Genomic DNA, 17,622 nt, shown 5'->3' on the forward strand with positions numbered 1-17,622 from the left:
CAGTAAGTTCAGATACTTCTTTCATTCTATATTCATTTTGTTCTTCGTTTGTTTTGTTCTCACTCATAGAAACAACACCTCCTTACAACCAAAAAACTTAGAAAGTCTCTTCCATGTTATATTCTACATAGAATGGGCATTATCTTCCTATAGATTACTCTACCATAGAAAAACTAGAAAATCTTAATATAATTCCACTAAAAATCAAGTATTTTTATATCTATAGATAACATGGTTTATCTATAGTATTGTGCATTCTAATATTCGTTCTACTTTTCTGTATCTTCTATATGGTTATCTAACAAAATTTAGATAGAATAAAACAAGGGATAACATTGATTTATCAAGGTTTAATATAAAACTAGAACAAACTTATACTAGTTTTAGTTCTAGTTTTATAGCTCGAACTCGCTGATTATTCCTTCAAGTTTTTCTTCTAATATCCGATTCTCGCTCACTAAAAATAAATTTTCTTGAGTAATATAAATTTGCAAAAACTCAAGAAAATTTATAGCGATATATTCAAATGAAGCAAATAATAGTTTGAGATTTAGCTACTAATAGAAAATAATAGAGTGAATTTCGTATTTATTAAGTGATTCATAGGAGTAACAATAAATACGAAATTGATATAATAAGAACCAAATGACCTAAATAGTATGTTGTTGAGCTGTAAATAACTCTTTTGTTTGTGTTTGATTAAACACAAGGTTTCTTACTAAGTTTAGGAATCTGTATAAATACTATTATTCAAAATTAGAATATGTATATTGGTATATAACCCTTTAAAATAAAGGGTTTTTATCAATATAGAATCGATCTTTTCTAGATTTACATCTAACTTATTTTAGTTAGTGTTTATATCTTTTTTTAACTTTTATTCTAGTAATCTTTTTGTATTGATTTTAAGATCGTATTCATTGTACAAAAATAGAGAAAATGAGGTTAATGTGGCATATGATTTATAAATTCTTAAATTTATAAACTTAGAATTCATACGTTTTATTATTAATTCCATGTTTTTGCTGTTTGCTTTACTGAATCATTTCTATGTTTTTTTCTTTGTTTACTATGCTAATTTATGATAAATTAGAATTGGAAGTATTGGTTGAAAACGTTGTTATATAAGGGTTATTGTTAATGTTGGAATGTATATTTTCTAGTTTTGAAACCACTTTATAACATTCATTATATTCCGCATATGGTTCAATATATTTAGAAGTCTTTCTGTATTTAAGAATATAAAACTAGAAAACTTCTTTTTTTCGAAAATAGAACAATAGCATAACTGTATTAAACAGGAAATTGTTATATAAAAAAAAGACGATTTTATAAAAAATCGTCTTGCAAGTACCAAAAAATGCATATATGATTACATTAAAATGCGGCAAAACTTAGCTATAGTTATAGTTTTGCCGCAATTAACTAAAAATAAACATAAAAAAGCAAAAAAAAAAGATCTTTCAGCTTGATAAAATAGCGCCAACTATTTCATCGAGGTTAATCTCTAGGAACCCAACAAACTCTTATTGATTGAAAGTTATACTTACAATATTACCTAGATTAAACTTTAGCTTCAAAACCTTTTTTGATTTGTATAAATTTATAAGATAATTTTACTTGATCTTATAAATTTGTGCAACTGAAAAAGGCGATTTTCTTGCGTATTTTGAGCATTGTTTATCTAGAAATATACAAAAATCATCTAGATTTAAGTAGATTTTTGTATATGTGATATTACAGTGTCTTTTTTTGTGCTCTTTTCGGAAGGAGTCATTTAGAATAATGAGTACACGTTTGAATTTTTCTCAGCAGAACTTTAAAGTTCATGGGGTTAAGTTTTTTAATGGACTTTTTAATATTGTAAAACTAGAAAATGAACGCAAAGAATTACCATCCTCAGCATTAGCGACTTATATCTTATTGCACTTTGAATGCAATGATATAGGAATGCTGCCACGTGAATTTCAAATAATGGATCTTGCTAAGAAAAGTGGGATTCCCTACACAACAATTTATACAGGATTTCAAGTTTGCTTGGAGCGTAAGCTCGTAAGAGAAACACCTGTTGGAAATCGTACTGTTTATGAAATTGTAGATTATGCATTGTACAACCACACTGCTGCAGAAACTACAGATATGATAAATATATCGTTATCGTATTTCCGTATTCCATTTTATTTAATTCAAACAACTATACTAAGTAGCCTTGTAAAGGCTCGAGATAATAGAGGAATTATGTTTCTTTTAGAATTAATCAACACATTTTCGAGAAAAATTGGTATGGAACATTATAAGCACAAGATTGAAGATTTCGAGATTACGAGAAAAATGGCTTTTCTAAAGAAAAAGTTGAAGCGTAATGCAAAGAAAGTGCGACAATACATAGAGATTGTAAAGCCTATTATTAAATTTAATGCAGTAGATCCTAAAGATAAGAAACCAAGTGAGTCTCGTATTACACGTGTTAGAAGGCAGGTACAACAAGTTATTATTGAAAAGTTTAATGTCATTTTTTCTTCGAATTGTGTTATTGAAAATGATAAAAAAGAATTACATAGACCTATAGCGAAGTGTAGAAAAGAAGCGGTATCTCGTTTGAAACATATGGGACAAGCGTTAAGAAAAAAAGATAAAGAAAATATAATGACTGCATTTAGACAAGAAATTGTTGATATCGCAATCTATTTACCAACAATACAAAAACAAAATGAATTATTAATATATGCAATGACTTATGCATTAGATCAAGTTGAATGTTGTATGAAAGAGCAAGAAATATTCTCTATTCCAGCATTCATGCGTGTACAGTTTAGAGATGCCTGGATTTATTTTAAGGAGAAAAGTTTGTCTGTAGGAGAAAGCAGCGATATAAGAACAAATTATCATAGGCAACATGGTGATTATCCAGAATTTATGTAGTATTTTTAAAAAAATATAGAAACAGCCCTTGTTAAAAAATCACTAAAAAGCAAGGGTTATTTGGCATGTTCTTTACTTTGAAAACATGCTTTTTTGTTTAGGAACATGTAGCTACGAGCATTTTTACGCAAGTATATAAGCTGTTTATGCTATGTTTGAATACGATTCAGTTTGTTTATAATACGATTCATTACTTGTGAGTATCTTAGTAATATTATTTTAGACTTGTGAATTCTGAGTAATATGGTATTTAACTTCTTATTTTGTGATTTATATGATGTATGGCTTGTTTGTATTGGGGATATTACGATAGGGAATTTATCTTAATAGCAAGGAACGTATGTGATACAAGACTTTAGAGGTATTTTTTAAATCTCTTTATAATTAATAATTGTGTTAAGTTATATATATATCTTGTTAATCTTATATAAACTACTTGTGATTATTTATATTTAATTTATTGTAATTTTTTAGATTAAATACATAGCAAAAATAGAGAAAAAGGAGTAAATATATGTTCACACGGATTCGATAAAAGTATTGACTTTTAAAATTCATAGAGGTATTCTTGTATGTGAACAACAATTAACTAAGAGAAATATATAAATTAATAGATTTAATTTTTAGCTAAACGGACACACCGAAGGCACATAACCTGCCATCGGTGTGTCTTTTTTTGTTTAAAAACCATAATCTTTATAAGGAGACGAGAAAAAATGAATGAAATTATTAACGAAAGCAAAGAAAGATTTGAAAAGTATTGTAAAGACAATACAGATTTTGAAACAAAAATAGAATCTCTTATTAATTACTATTTTTTATTAATTGCTGATCAAGCAAATATTTTACAAGATAGAGAATTTGGTAATGAAATTGAAGAAAAGAAATTTAAAAACGATCTTAAAAAATTTGAAACTTTATTCCCAGCTGCCAGTAAAAATGCATTTCTTAAGGGATACCAACTAGGATTAGAGTTTCTAAGACATCCAGAAACAGTAATACCAGATGAGCTATTTACTAATCCTAATTTTGTACAAGATATTCCTTTTGCAATTGTAAATGCTGCGGAATTTAATATTTATGAATTAATTAGAACAGATGAAACCCAGGAGTTTAGCGTATTTGCTGTTCGTACTTATGAAGGAATTAAGCCACTTATGGAACAAATCTTTAGTGAAATTGCATTATATGGTGCAGAAATGGCACTTGAACATGAAAGAGAAGAGAAGGGACTGCAGATAGAAGAAGGGAAAAGAACCTTCCTTACAAATGTACCTATTGATCGTTTATTTACTATCACTCCATCTATTACTGCAAATGTTGTACATGCAGAAAAACAATGTGAAATCTGGAATTTAAATTGGAATGCAAAACTAACTTTAGATAATCCATTTGTTGAATTAGCGCAAGTTACGATTGTATATAAAGAAAGAACGAATATACAAAAGGATCTTCAAGAAGGATTCCTGTATGAGCAAATTTTATTTGGTAACATGCCGTTAGAAGAAATACAAGATCGCTTTGAGATCCGTGTAAAATACAGTCTTCTTGATAATGCCCCACGTAATTTAGGAGGTTTTGAAATAGAAGCACTTCTTACTGAATTACTAAAAAAATTACAAGATGAAACACAGGTGCCGTTTGAAAATATGGTATTACTTTAAAAGTGTTTTTCTATAGAGAGGGGATTTTATGACAAAAAAAATCGTTTTAGCTATTAGCGATACTGTATATACGGCATATTTGCGTGAGGATTTTATTGGTGCAGGATTTGAAGTAGCTGATAGTGATGTGATGCACATCAAGTACCTAGATGAAATTCTAGATACGGAACAGCCCAATATTCTATGTATTAATGACAAACGATTAAATATTGATGCGGGACATGAAGAGAAACGTGAATTGATTATCTTACAGAAATTAAGAGATATTCGCTTTAATCGGGATATTCGTATTGTGGTATTTACAGAGCGTGAAAATGATGATGAGTTTTTGGCGAAACTGATTTATCTAGGTATCTATGACATTTTTAACTCTCGTAAAATTGATATTGATAATAAAGTCATCCCGCAGCTACTACAGGAATCGGATATTAAAAATGTAGCGGAAATCGTAGGAGCAAGTCAGGCACCGCAACAAACAAAGTTGCCCGAGGTTCCTGTTGATGAAGAAGAAGCATCAAGTGAATTAGAGGGAGGCGGCGACAGTGAACCTGGCTCTAATTCCAACAAACTATTTAAAAACAAACAAAAGCGTAAGTCCGTTTCAGAGAAGATGCCAAAAGCACCTGTTATAAAAAAACAGTATAAATTGGCTTTTGAGCCGGTATATGAAAAACAAATCGGTATTGCTATTCCAAGAAGAACAATTGTTGTGGCCAGCATGAACAGGAGAAGTGGTGCTACTTTTGTTTCACATCTTTTAGCTGCGTATTTAAATGAACTACAGATTGATGTGAATTATATAGAGAATCTATATGATGATGGTTATACGTATCCGTTATTAAAGGGATATACTGAGGCACCAGAAAACTATCGTAGTGAATTTATGTTGCAGAGATATAAAGAGATGCTACAGAAGGAATCTGATATATTATCAATTCCAAAATGGAAGCAAGGCAAAATAAATTATATTGTAAAGAATCCTATTGTGGATCAAGAGCTAAAAAACGAGACAGAGCAGGATTTTGACCATTTTATTAAGGTTTTATTGGCCAACCAAGAAGCACCTATATCTATTATTGATGCAGGGAACGATTGGGATAAAGATTTATACCATGAGATTTGTGAAATGGCGGATTACATATTCTTTGTAGCGGAACCAGATCTGCATCAATTGCTAAAGATAGTGCATCCTCTTACACAAAAAGAGAGAAAGCTCGTTTCTTACTTAGCTTTAGAGAAAACGAGAATCATTGGGAATAAGTTTTCGCCTACTCTTTTAAAGCATGAAGTAGTAGAAGAATGTTTTGGAGATAAGGTATTAACTGCTTTACCACCATATGAGATAGAAGATGTATTTGAATCTCAATTAAATAGTAGTACGTTACTATCTAGTCGGAACTATTATAAAGAGCTAGAAGGAATAATGAAGGAAATAGCAGAGTTATTGCTACCAAACCAATTGTTGAACCAAAAGAAAAGTACCATTTTAAGTGGTTTTCGATTTCGGAAGTCTGAAAGTTAAGGGAGGATGAAGAGGGATGCAAAAGTTTATTGTTGCAGCAAGTATGTTGCTGTTATTTGTAGGTTGTCTATTTTTTGTAACTGATATGGTGATTGGAGATACAACACATACCGATAATAAATCGTCTTTAGAAAGAGGTGGCGAGATAGCTTTGGCTAAGTCTGTAAAAATAGGTACTCTTCGTGCAGAAGAAGAAATAGCTATTGATGCAGAAAAAGCGAAAAAAGAGTTTGAAAAAGCGTATAACAGTAATGCGGATTTTAAAGATCCTGCTTCAAAACGTAACTTTACTGTCTATGATGTACAGGAGAAACCAGCAATGATTGCTGTCGAAGGTGATGCGGAAGCTGCTAGTTATTTTAAGCAATTTGATGAGAAAAAAGAAACAATAAAGAGTAAAGCAAGAAGTATTATTATCTACGATACAAATGCAAAAGAAAAACAATTAGGTGGAAACGTAAAATAAAGAAAAAGAGTAGGTGCATTAAGAATGCAAAATACAGTAACTACAGCTCTATTCCTTACCCTTTCTTTATTATTAATCAGCCTTTTACCCGAAGGTGTTTTGTATGGAATACAGTTAGTGAAAGCACATAACTTTGCTTCTGATATGGTTGAAATCGCAGAGAATAAGGGAGGATTTCAATATGATTACAATGGAAAAAGGGTGGATTTAATCCCTGGGATAGAGAAAAGAATGAAAGAAGAAAAGATGGATGGATGGAAGTATGAGTATACAAAGGGACGCATCGATCATAATCAATCCCTTTCTTTTAAGGTGAAAGCAGAACACCATTTCTTCATATTTAAGCTGATTGGGGTAGATGGTATAAAGGCTCCGATATGGGCGAGTAAAGATGGAATGGGACAAGTGTATTTTAAATGATAAAAATTCTAAGATTTTCACTATAAAAAACTATGCTGAAAAGTATAGTTTTTTTGCTAGAAAAATATATTTAAAAATAAATATATAAAAATACTTTACAAGCCTATTTTTATATGGTAATATTTTCCATATAGAACGGCGGTTATAAAAAAACGCTAATTAATTAATTTATATGTTAAAGTATCTGGATTTTATATTTAATTTAGGTACAATAAAAGAATCTATGAAAAAACTAATATATTTGGAGGAACAAACAATGGCAAACAAATTTTTAAAAACAGCAACAGCATTAACAATTATGGGAACATCTTTATTAGGAGCAGGAGCATTTACAGCGAAAGCTGCTGATAACACAGACTCATTAAAATTCAATGATGTTCCAGCAAATCACTGGTCTACGAAAGCAATTTATGATTTAACAAACCGTAAAGTAGTGCAAGGGTACGGAAATAATATCTTTGGCTTTGGTGACAATGTAACTCGTGGGCAAGTTGCTCGTATGATCTATATGTACGTTAAACCAGCAGATGCAAATGCTAGTTTCAAAAATCCGTTTACTGATATTAAAGGACATTTGTTTGAAAAAGAAATCTTAGCACTTGCTAAAGCAGGACTTGTCAATGGATTTGGTGATGGGAAGTATGGTCCAGATGATATTTTAACTCGTGAACAAATGGCACAAGTGCTTACAAATGCTTTCAAATTCAAAGCTACTAAGACAACATCGTTTACTGACATTGATAAAAACTCATGGGCATTAAAAGCAATTAGCGCATTAGAAGAAAATGGCGTTACTATTGGTACAGGAGGTAATATGTATTCACCATATACACATGTAACCCGTGAACAATATAGCCAATTCTTATATAACTCTATTAATGCAGTAGAAAAAGAAACAAAACCAGAAGTGAAACCAGATCCAAAACCAGAAGAAAAACCAGAAGTGAAGCCAGACCCAAAACCAGAAGAAAAACCAGAAGTGAAGCCAGACCCAAAACCAGAAGAAAAACCAGAAGTGAAGCCAGATCCAAAACCTGAAGAAAAACCAGAAGTGAAGCCAGACCCAAAACCAGAAGAAAAACCAGAAGTGAAGCCAGACCCAAAACCAGAAGAAAAACCAGAAGTGAAGCCAGATCCTAAACCAGAAGAAAAACCAGAAGTGAAGCCAGATCCAAAACCTGAAACAAAACCTGAAGAAAAACCAGATACAAATTTACCATCAAGTTTAGATAAAGGTTTAGTTACAGAAGAAGTTACGTATAATCCAAACGCTATGAAAAACCCGATTGCTCAAAAATCCATTTCTACAGAAGCGCAAAATCTTATCAAGAGTGTGAATGCTAAATATGGCACTAACCTTAAGTATGCAGATTTAAATGGAACTATTAGAATAATTGATAAAAACATGTATTTACCAGAAGGTACAATTGGGGCACAAGTCTATGTTAATGCTACTAGTGAGAATGATTTTAAAATTATTTTCTTAGATAATAACGAAGCAACTATTGAATTAGCTAAAAAGTGGACTACGATGTTAAATTCTGATTTAGTTCTAGATAAAGAAATTCAAGAAACTGTAGATGCTCAAGAAATAAATAACTATGAAAAAGGAAAATATAAGATCCGTGTAGGGCATTCTACAGCTGACCACATGATGTACGTTCAAGTACGTGTATAATATCATTGCAATTAAATGCTTCATTTGATATATTAATATATGTAATATAATAATAAATAAATAAATTTGATTTATTTACGTAAAGGACACACCTTACGTACCTCCCAAGGTACAGGTGTGTCCTTTTTTATGTTTAAAGGAGGGATTTTATGAAACTGAGAAAAAAAATATTATTAACCTGTACTTCTTTAATTTTGTTATTACCGTCAGTAGCAAGTGCAGGAAATAGTGATGTACCATTTTATAATGGAAATGAAACTACGATTTTAGCATCAGACGAATTACAATTAAAGGGAAAACTACTTAGGTCTGGAAGTAGATATAAGCCAAAAGAGTTCGAATATAAAGCTGATATACATTTTCCTGCTGTTTATAATGGTTCTTTTAATTGGGGGAATCCAAGGGAAAACCTTATCCATAATGAAGACCAGTCAGAGCCTTATGTGCGTATATCAAATGACGGCTACATTAACCCTTCAGTTGTAGTAGGAGATAGAATGGTAACTGAAGTGGAGAGAATTACAAATAGCATAATTACGGATAAATATTGGGGTAACTCTCAGTTTGTTTTAAAATATTTAATTCCACATAAGATTACAAATCAAGATTCCTTTGAATCTTATGGACATTTCTATTGGATTAGGGATATTGCCTATCTTTCTGGAGGATACGCAGGGGCTGGTAGTGTAAATGGTGTAAATAGGTATAACTTGTGGTATGTACGCACAAGTAAACCTGAAATAAAAGATTTTAAGGCTACGAGTGGAAAAAAAGATGTACCTGTGAAATTTACATTTAACGGATTCGAATATGTAAGTAAAAATAAAGGATATAATGATCGGGATCCAAATGGCACAACAGTAAATCCATATCAAGCAGCTGCAGGTGAACGGAACCGAGTTAAATGGATGTTAGATATTACAAAAGATGGCGAAACCGTGTATCATCAAGAAAATTATCTGCGTTCAACTCCGCAAAAAGATAATCAAAAACCAAATGAAGGTGATGCAGGGCAATTTAAGTCAGAAGAACTAAAGTGGCAGCCACAAATGTGTGGCCGATATACTGCGAAAATTAAAGTCATTGATGCTGTTCAAAGGGAATCAAATGAGAAAACTGTTGATTTCACCATAAATGGTAACTGTGGTACAGAAGTAACACCTAATCCAGATCCAGGTGATGACGATGATTTTAAATATAAAATCGATTTCTCTGCTGACCGAATTGAAGGAGAAACAGCAAGAGAAGGAAAGAATATAAAAACAAGAATAGATGTATCACGTGATAATTTTAAACCGGAACGTGACCAATATAGAGCAAAGGTAAACAACAATATTAATAAGTCTCAACAAGAAGTAAATAGCTCTGAATCGGAGAGAGATAGCGCTCAATCTAGTCTAAGTTATTGTCGCCGTAATCCAATTCATGAAGTAGATGCCGAGGGAAAGGATCACTATTATGATAGAGACTGCTCTTGGGAAGAAAATAAACTAGATAGTGCGGCAAGTAAGCTAGATAATGCAAGACAGAAGTTAGAAAAAGAGAAGAATAAAATTAAAAAGTTAGATGTATTAGAAGAAAAATATACGAATCCTGAAACAGTAGTTGTGTTAAAACATAACGGACAACAAGTAGCTTTACAAAAGGTAAGATTAACTGAGGGAGAAAAGAAAACCCTGAATCTTGACTGGCAACATAAAGGTAAAGGAACAATTCAAGCGGAAATTAACCCTGCTGGTAACCGTATAGACATCGAGGAAACTACATACAAAAATAATCCTATTAAAACAGCAATCTATGAGCCTTCAAAAGAAAAGGCAATGTGTGGTGTAACGAGTGTAAAAGGTGTAGTAGAAACAGTAAGTGAACGTGTATCAAAAGAAGATATAACTGGGGAAATGTATTATGAAACTTTGACAGGGAGTATTGATAATTTAGCTCCTTCTAAGCTACATTCTGGTTATGGATTTTCGTATGAAGTAAACGGAAAATATAAAAATGACTGGAATGCAAATTACCCTGGTGTATTTGCTGCTGCTAAGGCACAATATCCATTTGCAGACGAAGGATTAAAGGCTACTCAAGATTTAGAGAAGAAAGAACTTAAAGATAATACAGCGAAGTTCCTACCTAAAAATATGTATTTATCTGAAGCAACAGGACATGTTTTTGATAGTAAAAGACCAACTAAGTCTTTATATTGGGATGGACAAGAGAAAATTATTGATGGTGGCCAAAAATGGTATTCACCATTGAAGACAAAAGATGGTGTATACACTTTTAATGTAGAAACAGCTCCAGCAGGTATCAATGAAATGAGTTTATGTTTAACTGAGCAAGTAGAGATTAAGGGTGTTGCGTACGATGATTTCATAAAAAGAAGAGTATTTCCTGATGATCCATTCCCTGGAGGAAGTGGAGTAGGATGGAACTGGGTAGGGAAAGAAGAACTACTTCATAAATTGACTGATTGGTATTACATGAAGACTGGGAAATAAAAATAAAATATAGTATAATTTGATGAATCGACACAATAATATATCCATCATAAACTAGTAGCTGAATGGATAAACCAAAGGCACATCCCTTAATGGGATGTGCCTTTTTTTCATAGAAAGGGGAAATTAGAGTGGATAAAAAGAAAAAACAACGTGTTAGACGTGCGATTATTATGGGGGTTGTCGCAATGATTGTATCGCTATACATTGGAAGCGAATTTCAGGATCGGAATGGGAAGAGTTATGCTCCCGCAAAGTATTTTGAAACAGGAACGAAATTGATTTCGAACTAAAAGTATTTTGTTTTATTTAACTAGCTATAGTGGATGAATATACATGACAGGTACTATAGTTGGTGTTATAATATGTGTAGAAGTATTATAAAGATAGTTTTTGCATAAACTAATAAAGACGAAGTGCTGGTAACACTTCGCCTTATGTAACTGCTACCGCAAGGTGGATGGTTCTTTTCGTTTTTCGTCGCTTTTTTTGTATTTGCTTCCAAGACGTTGATAGGTATTTACCTACTCGTTTTGCAAAAAATACAGCGACTTCTCTAGCAATTACTTTCAGTATCTCAATTGCTATCGTGAAAAGTATATCCATTCGATCACCTCCTTTCTCCATAAAATGAAAGAGAAAGGATAGCAACCGACCACCCTGAAATATTCAGTTACGTTATATTAATTATACCATATTTATAGTTGGGTTAATAGCTTAAAAACCTTGATATGACAACGTTTTTAAGGTTTTTCAAGTTTTGGGATCAGAGATTTGAAATGGTAAAAATAATATTTTTTTTAGAAATGATTGACATGAAACTCTATATATCATAATATTGAAATTGTAATATTAAAGAAACCAAATCCAACATTTTCATATAGACTTTAGATTAGCTAAAAGGACACACCTAAGGCGCATTATGCCATAGGTGTGTCCTTTTTTTGCGTTTAAAGGCTACATAAGGAGGAATACAAACATTGAAGCCATCTAAGTTTCAAAAGAAGCAGATTGCTGCGGTAGGTTTAGCTGCTGCAACAGTAGCGGGTATCTATGGGTACAATCATTTCGCAGTCGAAAATGCAGTAAAACCAACAAAGATTGTTGTAGCCGCAAAGGATATACCTGCGCATACAGAGATTAAAGAAGACATGCTAGTGGAACGAACATTACCTGGTGATGCGATTCCCCCCAATGCATTACGTGCAAATAAAAAAGAAGTAGTAGGTAAGTGGACAAATGATGGGCAGCCCATTACAGAAAATAGCTATCTCTTTAAAAACAAAGTAGTAAAGAAAGAAGAGTTACCTGACTCTGCCATTTTAAATTTAAAAGATGGAGAAGTTGCATTCCCGTTACTCGTTGATTTGGAAACAAGTTCAGGTAATAGTATCATTCCGAACACGTATGTCGACTTGTATTTCAAACAGGTTGTGAAAGAAGGCGACAATGAGAAAGTTGTGTTTGGTGGTCTTTTCCAACGTGTACGTGTTACGGCCGCAAAAGATAGCAATACAGAAGATGCATTTGTATTAGAAAAGAAAGAATCAAAAGAAGAACAAGAAGGAAAACAAAAGCCCAAAGTAACGCGATTATATACGCTAGCTGTTTCACCTGAACAACTTCAATACTTAAATCGTGCAAAAACACTTGGAGATGTGATTCCTGTTGCAGTCGGACAAAAAATAGAACAAACAGGGAAAGAATTAGAACCAGCAGAAGGGTTCTCGCAAATATCTGATCAAAAGAACATTTTAGACTATGTAGAGAAGCATTCGACCAATCCAATTTCTAAAAATGTAAAAGAGTATGTAGCGCAGTATCTGAGCGAATCTAAGTAAGAAAGGAGTTTTTAAGATGGATCGGCAAGTAAGAATGGTTGCCTTTTATGCCACAAATGAAAACGTAGGAAAAAGCACGTTAAGTATTGCGATGGCAAATGAGTTAGCTCATTTAGGGAAAAAGGTACTTTATGTAGAAGCAGACCAAGTAAGGCCAAGCTTTGCGGTTGGAACTGGTCTTAGCCACGATAGTAAAAATATATTAGAGCTTGTAAGAAAAGAAAATGATTACAACCTCTTGCAGTATATTTGTACGAAGCAAGATTTGCTAGAGAAAAAAGTGAATCCAAGGTTGATGCAAAAATTACACGATAAGATGGATTTTCTAGTATTTCCATCAGGTTATAACTTAGCTCAATTCCCTGAGATTCAAAACAAAGAATTGTTTGTAACTACATTTATGGAGTCACTTGTGGACACAGAATACGATTATATCATTCTATCGGTGCCAACTGAATTATCCGAGGTGCTGAGTTATCCAATCCTATACCAAGCAGACCTTGTTGTTCATGTGCTAAACGGAAATCCTCGTGGTGCGTTAGCTATTAAGCGAGAATTAAAGCTGATTGAAGATGCAAAGCTAACAATGCCTCGTATGATTCATGTTTTGAACATGGCAGATGAAAATTATGTAGAAGATATTGAAAAGCTTTCTTCTCAAAAAATAGCAGTAACCATTCCGTATGACAGAGATCGTACGAGTTACGAATGGGGGATGCAATTTGGTTCCCCGCAAATTAATACAAAGGTCCATCACATTATGGAAGCAGCTGGTCTTGGTATTCCATCCCAGCAATCCTCTATGAAAAAGGGTCTCTTTGGTTTACGAAATTAAAAGGGGGACAAGGAGTATGTGGGGCTATTTACAGGAAAAACAAATCGCCTTAAAGCGAAATCAAGTGGATTTATATCACTTTGGTTACATGATTCGTTCCAAATCAGCTCGAAAGTTAGGAACAACTACAGCTCAACAAATTAAAGATATTACAGATGAAATTCGTGCATTTTTAGTAAAAGACCATCGTGATATCCTAAGTGAATCCTTTATGAATAAAGAAAAGAGAGCAGCTGTAGAACAAATTATTAAAAGCTTTTTATTGAGTAATCAGGTTGTCATTTCAGAGGTACCTTCTGAACAATTACTAAATATGGTGTGTGACGAAATTGTGGGGTTTGGGATTATAGAACCTTTAAAAGAAGATAAAGATGTAACTGATATTTATATCAATGGCACAAAAGAAATCATTTACGAAAAAATTGGGGAGGGAGAATGTACATTTCCTTACCGATTTGAGACGGAAGAAGAAGTGAAAGCTCTAGCTTATAAGATGGTAAACAGTACATCAGAGTCATTAAATACAGCAAAGCCATATGTTGACTGCGTGTTTCCGTATATCCGTATCAATATTGCGTTAGATGAACTTGGGGGACTCGGAACAACAATAACGATTCGTAAGAATGCAGATCACCTCCGTGCCTCTGAAGAACGTATGTTAACTACCAATCAAGCATCGAAAGAAATGCTGAACTTTTTGGCCGCAGCTGTGAAAGCCAAAATGAATATTCTAGTTGCTGGAGCTACAGGTACCGGAAAATCAGAGTTTATGAAATATCTTGCCTCTCACATTCCGAAAGGAAAGAAAAAAGAACGTACTCTTGTAGTAGAAGATAACCCTGAATTATATTTGCATCGCATTTTTCCGGAACATCATTTTGTTCCGATGCAGTGTAGGGCATCCGAGGTTGAAGAAAATGCAATCGATTTTGATAGGTTGTTAACAAATGCTTTACGTCAAGGACCAAAACGTTTAATCGTAGGGGAATCGAGGGGGAAAGAAGCATTGAAAATGATTAACTTCTTCCAAACAGGACATCCTGGCTTTACCTCTGTCCATGCAAGAAGTGCAAAAGAAGCAGTTAGACGTTTAATGCTCATGTGTCTGCAGAGTGGTGCGAATATCGATGCTCAGTATTTATATGAATTAATTTCTCAGACATTTGATGTGATTGTCTTTTTAGAAAAGAAAGATGATGGTAATCGCTATATTACAGAGATGATTGAATTGTTAGATTATCAAGATGATATACAGTTCAATCAGCTTTCTCAATTTATTCCTTCAGGTGAGGAATTCGATGAAATGGATGAGAGAGTAGGAAAGATTCATGGGGATCATATCGTTACAGCAAAAATGTCAGCCGAAATGGAGAAGAAATTCCGTTCTTCTACTGTAAATCCAGCTCTTTATGCGCCATTCCTTTCACAACAGGAGGTGCAGTATGCATAGTTTGTTGGCTTATGGATGTATATTTTTAATCTTTATCAGTGTAGTATTGCTCGTTTTACTTTTTGCAAAATCTAAGGGTTCTGCTCTTTCCCAATTTGTACAAGAAAATGAGAAAGAAGAAAGGCGCTTGGAGTTAAGGAATATTAAGGGGATACGGGTGTATCTACCGCAATCCGTTATCCAAGAAGCCCAAAAGTACGAGTGGAAATTGACGAAAGGCATGTACTGGGTATATACGATTCTTTCTGGAATGAGTATTGCGGCGGTATTCTATTTTTCCTTTGGACGAGATCCTTTTACACTAATTTCCGTTTTATGTGGATTTTTAGTTCCAAGATTTCTTCTCTATCGAAGAAAAAAACGTTACTACTTGGTTGTCATTGACCGTCTATCTATCTATATGAAGGCAGTAGCGAATGCGCTTCAAATTAGTAACAATGCAAAACGGGTGTTAGTTCAGGTGAAGCCAATGATGCATGAAAGCATTCAAGAAGAAATAGAGAAAGTTTCTCTTTTATTAGAAGGTGGAACCACAATGCATCGTGCATTTAGAGGATTCAATGAAACGTTTAACTTTAGAGAATTGGTTTTCTTCCATGAAATGTTGGAAGTGTGCAGCCGAGAAGGTGGAACAAATTCAGTGCAAGTCTTACTAGATATTGCAGAAGATTTCGAAAAACAAAAGCTGTATTTGGCAAGATTACGTTCTAGTTTGTCACAAGCACAACGTGCTTTTGTACAGAACTGCTTAATCGTCATCGCTATGCCGATAGTTATTATGTTGATGTCAAAAGAAGCATATGGATTTTTAGCAGGTTCTATGATGGGGAAAATCGCGTTAGCGGTAAATATGTTCATTGTCTTTTTCTTAGCAACCCGTGTAGAAAAGATTGCAAATTATAACCCAACAGAAAGAGGGGAATAAGGTGGCTACGATTTTAGCTGTAGTGGTATTCGTTGTCATGTACTGGGTATTCTCTACCTTTCTACAAAGTAAAAAAGACAGCGGTAGCTTACTTACGAACTATGTAGAAAATGCAAAACGAATTGAAAAGAAGAATTTAAATCAGATGATGCTCGCGCCCTTCCAGTCGTTATCACATAAGTACCTGACAGAAGAAAAGAAAGAGCAGATTCAGAAAAAATTAGAAGAAGCTGGCCTGGATACGAAACCAGAAGAATATTTAAAGATGAAGGTAGCATATCCCATCATTTTCACCTCTGTTTTCTTGATATGTACGGTGTTCCATGATTACTACTTATTTAAAGTGGGAGTTTTGATTTCACCACTGCTTTATTTCTATCCTGATTATCTATTAAAGAGAAGAATCAAGCAGGCGATAGAAGCTAGGAAGTTCGAATTACCAGAGTATCTAATACCTATGCTGCAGCTGTTAAAAACACATACAACATTAGAAGCAGTAAAAAAGGCAGAGATATATGCCGGGAGACACCTTCGTCCGTATGTATCTACACTTACTGCGGAATTAGAAATGTATGCTGGCTCGGATCAACCATTTCGAAACTTTGCTGCTGCTTTAAATAGTCCAGAAGTAAATACCTTTACGATTGCATTGCAACAAGCGCAAAAAACGGACAAGGTACAGAGTCTTCGTATTATGGATGCACAGATTAAAATGATGCGTGAGTTAAAACATGAGAACTATAACCGTCTCATTCAAAATAAACCAATGGAAATGAATAAATTTAACGTCGCAGTTATTGGATGTATTGTGATTTATCCAATGGTGATTGTTATTCAATCCTTAATGCAAGGATTTGCAAGTTTATAGAAGATGTTATCAAAAATGGAATAGGTAAAGGAGCATTACACATGTTAACAAAAATGAAGAATTGGTTGAAAAATGAGGATTCACAGTTATCATCAGAAAACGGTATGCTAATCGCTTTGGCGGTAATTATTGTATTAGTCATTGGGCCGTTTGTATGGAAAGCGATTCAAGGCGGGTATGACACAATTCTAGCTCGATTTACAAAAGCATCAAACAATGCAGATGTGAATTCTTGGAACAAGTAATAGAAGTTTTAGATTAATGATGTTTATTACGTATAGCTCAAATAAATGGAAAAGGGAGATTCAATCATGTTATCAAAAATGAAAAATTGGTTAAAAAATGAGGATTCGCAACTATCATCAGAAAACGGTATGTTAATCGCTCTGGCGGTAATTATCGTATTAGTAATTGGCCCATTTGTATGGAAAGCAATCCAAGGTGGTTATGATACGATCCTGGCAAGATTCACAAAAGCATCAAGCAATGCAGACGTAAATTCTTGGAATAAGTAATGAAAGATTTAAATAGAT

Annotated in this window: 16 protein-coding genes; 15 read left to right on the forward strand and 1 reads right to left on the reverse strand. The window is 33.4% G+C overall.

Translation table 11 applies throughout. From position 1 onward, the window contains the following. Nucleotides 1-1,785 precede the first annotated feature (1,785 nt). The 8 genes from QCI79_RS31665 (at nt 1,786) to QCI79_RS31700 (ending at nt 11,463) form a co-directional block, all read left to right on the forward strand. Nucleotides 1,786-2,922, forward strand: a complete 1,137-nt coding sequence (locus QCI79_RS31665) for a hypothetical protein (RefSeq protein WP_000107504.1) — start codon at nt 1,786-1,788, stop codon at nt 2,920-2,922. A gap of 716 nt (nt 2,923-3,638) precedes the next feature. Further along, complete coding sequence (locus QCI79_RS31670; RefSeq protein ID WP_001002529.1) at nt 3,639-4,586, forward strand: hypothetical protein; 948 nt, start codon at nt 3,639-3,641, stop codon at nt 4,584-4,586. Between the two features lie 28 nt (nt 4,587-4,614). Then, on the forward strand, nt 4,615-6,108 hold the full coding sequence (locus QCI79_RS31675; RefSeq protein WP_000162560.1) for a CpaE/TadZ family protein: 1,494 nt from the start codon (nt 4,615-4,617) through the stop codon (nt 6,106-6,108). 16 nt (nt 6,109-6,124) lie between these two features. Next, entirely contained in the window at nt 6,125-6,574 is a 450-nt protein-coding gene (locus tag QCI79_RS31680; RefSeq protein ID WP_001168891.1) for a DUF5411 family protein, read from the forward strand. 24 nt (nt 6,575-6,598) lie between these two features. Beyond that, entirely contained in the window at nt 6,599-6,994 is a 396-nt protein-coding gene (locus QCI79_RS31685; RefSeq protein WP_001181733.1) for a DUF4320 family protein, read from the forward strand. Between the two features lie 256 nt (nt 6,995-7,250). Continuing rightward, nucleotides 7,251-8,672 (forward strand): S-layer homology domain-containing protein, encoded by a 1,422-nt coding sequence (locus QCI79_RS31690; protein WP_001284451.1) that lies wholly within the window; start codon nt 7,251-7,253, stop codon nt 8,670-8,672. A gap of 149 nt (nt 8,673-8,821) precedes the next feature. Beyond that, nucleotides 8,822-11,170: a hypothetical protein gene (locus QCI79_RS31695; RefSeq protein WP_000776679.1), complete on the forward strand. Its 2,349-nt coding sequence runs from the start codon at nt 8,822-8,824 to the stop codon at nt 11,168-11,170. A gap of 131 nt (nt 11,171-11,301) precedes the next feature. Next, nucleotides 11,302-11,463, forward strand: coding sequence for a hypothetical protein (locus tag QCI79_RS31700; RefSeq protein ID WP_000358420.1), 162 nt, complete (start codon nt 11,302-11,304; stop codon nt 11,461-11,463). A gap of 142 nt (nt 11,464-11,605) precedes the next feature. Here QCI79_RS31700 and QCI79_RS31705 read toward each other — a convergent pair whose 3' ends face one another. Beyond that, nucleotides 11,606-11,776 (reverse strand): hypothetical protein, encoded by a 171-nt coding sequence (locus QCI79_RS31705; protein WP_023901613.1) that lies wholly within the window; start codon nt 11,774-11,776, stop codon nt 11,606-11,608. Nucleotides 11,777-12,150: 374 nt separating this feature from the next. Here QCI79_RS31705 and cpaB point away from each other — a divergent pair, with 374 nt between their 5' ends. The 7 genes from cpaB (at nt 12,151) to QCI79_RS31740 (ending at nt 17,604) form a co-directional block, all read left to right on the forward strand. Then, nucleotides 12,151-13,011, forward strand: a complete 861-nt coding sequence (cpaB, locus tag QCI79_RS31710; RefSeq protein WP_021727955.1) for a Flp pilus assembly protein CpaB — start codon at nt 12,151-12,153, stop codon at nt 13,009-13,011. A 16-nt stretch (nt 13,012-13,027) separates the two neighbouring features. Further along, nucleotides 13,028-13,846 carry a CpaE/TadZ family protein gene (locus tag QCI79_RS31715; RefSeq protein ID WP_000375879.1) on the forward strand — a complete coding sequence of 273 codons (819 nt, stop codon included), beginning with the start codon at nt 13,028-13,030 and terminating at the stop codon, nt 13,844-13,846. A gap of 16 nt (nt 13,847-13,862) precedes the next feature. Further along, nucleotides 13,863-15,296 (forward strand): TadA family conjugal transfer-associated ATPase, encoded by a 1,434-nt coding sequence (locus QCI79_RS31720; protein ID WP_000264594.1) that lies wholly within the window; start codon nt 13,863-13,865, stop codon nt 15,294-15,296. Continuing rightward, nucleotides 15,289-16,221: a type II secretion system F family protein gene (locus QCI79_RS31725; RefSeq protein WP_000555828.1), complete on the forward strand. Its 933-nt coding sequence runs from the start codon at nt 15,289-15,291 to the stop codon at nt 16,219-16,221. Before QCI79_RS31720 ends, QCI79_RS31725 begins: the two co-directional genes overlap by 8 nt. A 1-nt stretch (nt 16,222) precedes the next feature. Continuing rightward, entirely contained in the window at nt 16,223-17,089 is an 867-nt protein-coding gene (locus QCI79_RS31730; RefSeq protein WP_000201168.1) for a hypothetical protein, read from the forward strand. Nucleotides 17,090-17,130: 41 nt separating this feature from the next. Then, nucleotides 17,131-17,334 carry a hypothetical protein gene (locus QCI79_RS31735; RefSeq protein WP_000956352.1) on the forward strand — a complete coding sequence of 68 codons (204 nt, stop codon included), beginning with the start codon at nt 17,131-17,133 and terminating at the stop codon, nt 17,332-17,334. 66 nt (nt 17,335-17,400) lie between these two features. Then, nucleotides 17,401-17,604, forward strand: coding sequence for a hypothetical protein (locus QCI79_RS31740; RefSeq protein ID WP_000949459.1), 204 nt, complete (start codon nt 17,401-17,403; stop codon nt 17,602-17,604). Nucleotides 17,605-17,622 lie beyond the last annotated feature (18 nt).

It is taken from the genome of Bacillus cereus group sp. MG1 (assembly GCF_040460035.1).
Lineage (GTDB): Bacteria > Bacillota > Bacilli > Bacillales > Bacillaceae_G > Bacillus_A > Bacillus_A cereus.

Excerpts from the sequence above, each read along its gene's own strand:
- QCI79_RS31665 (WP_000107504.1), top strand. The coding sequence starts at position 1,786 with ATGAGTACACGTTTGAATTTTTCTCAGCAGAACTTTAAAGTTCATGGG.
- QCI79_RS31670 (WP_001002529.1), top strand. The coding sequence starts at position 3,639 with ATGAATGAAATTATTAACGAAAGCAAAGAAAGATTTGAAAAGTATTGT.
- QCI79_RS31675 (WP_000162560.1), top strand. The coding sequence starts at position 4,615 with ATGACAAAAAAAATCGTTTTAGCTATTAGCGATACTGTATATACGGCA.
- QCI79_RS31680 (WP_001168891.1), top strand. The coding sequence starts at position 6,125 with ATGCAAAAGTTTATTGTTGCAGCAAGTATGTTGCTGTTATTTGTAGGT.
- QCI79_RS31685 (WP_001181733.1), top strand. The coding sequence starts at position 6,599 with ATGCAAAATACAGTAACTACAGCTCTATTCCTTACCCTTTCTTTATTA.
- QCI79_RS31690 (WP_001284451.1), top strand. The coding sequence starts at position 7,251 with ATGGCAAACAAATTTTTAAAAACAGCAACAGCATTAACAATTATGGGA.
- QCI79_RS31695 (WP_000776679.1), top strand. The coding sequence starts at position 8,822 with ATGAAACTGAGAAAAAAAATATTATTAACCTGTACTTCTTTAATTTTG.
- QCI79_RS31705 (WP_023901613.1), bottom strand. The coding sequence starts at position 11,776 with ATGGATATACTTTTCACGATAGCAATTGAGATACTGAAAGTAATTGCT.
- QCI79_RS31715 (WP_000375879.1), top strand. The coding sequence starts at position 13,028 with ATGGATCGGCAAGTAAGAATGGTTGCCTTTTATGCCACAAATGAAAAC.
- QCI79_RS31720 (WP_000264594.1), top strand. The coding sequence starts at position 13,863 with ATGTGGGGCTATTTACAGGAAAAACAAATCGCCTTAAAGCGAAATCAA.
- QCI79_RS31725 (WP_000555828.1), top strand. The coding sequence starts at position 15,289 with ATGCATAGTTTGTTGGCTTATGGATGTATATTTTTAATCTTTATCAGT.
- QCI79_RS31735 (WP_000956352.1), top strand. The coding sequence starts at position 17,131 with ATGTTAACAAAAATGAAGAATTGGTTGAAAAATGAGGATTCACAGTTA.
- QCI79_RS31740 (WP_000949459.1), top strand. The coding sequence starts at position 17,401 with ATGTTATCAAAAATGAAAAATTGGTTAAAAAATGAGGATTCGCAACTA.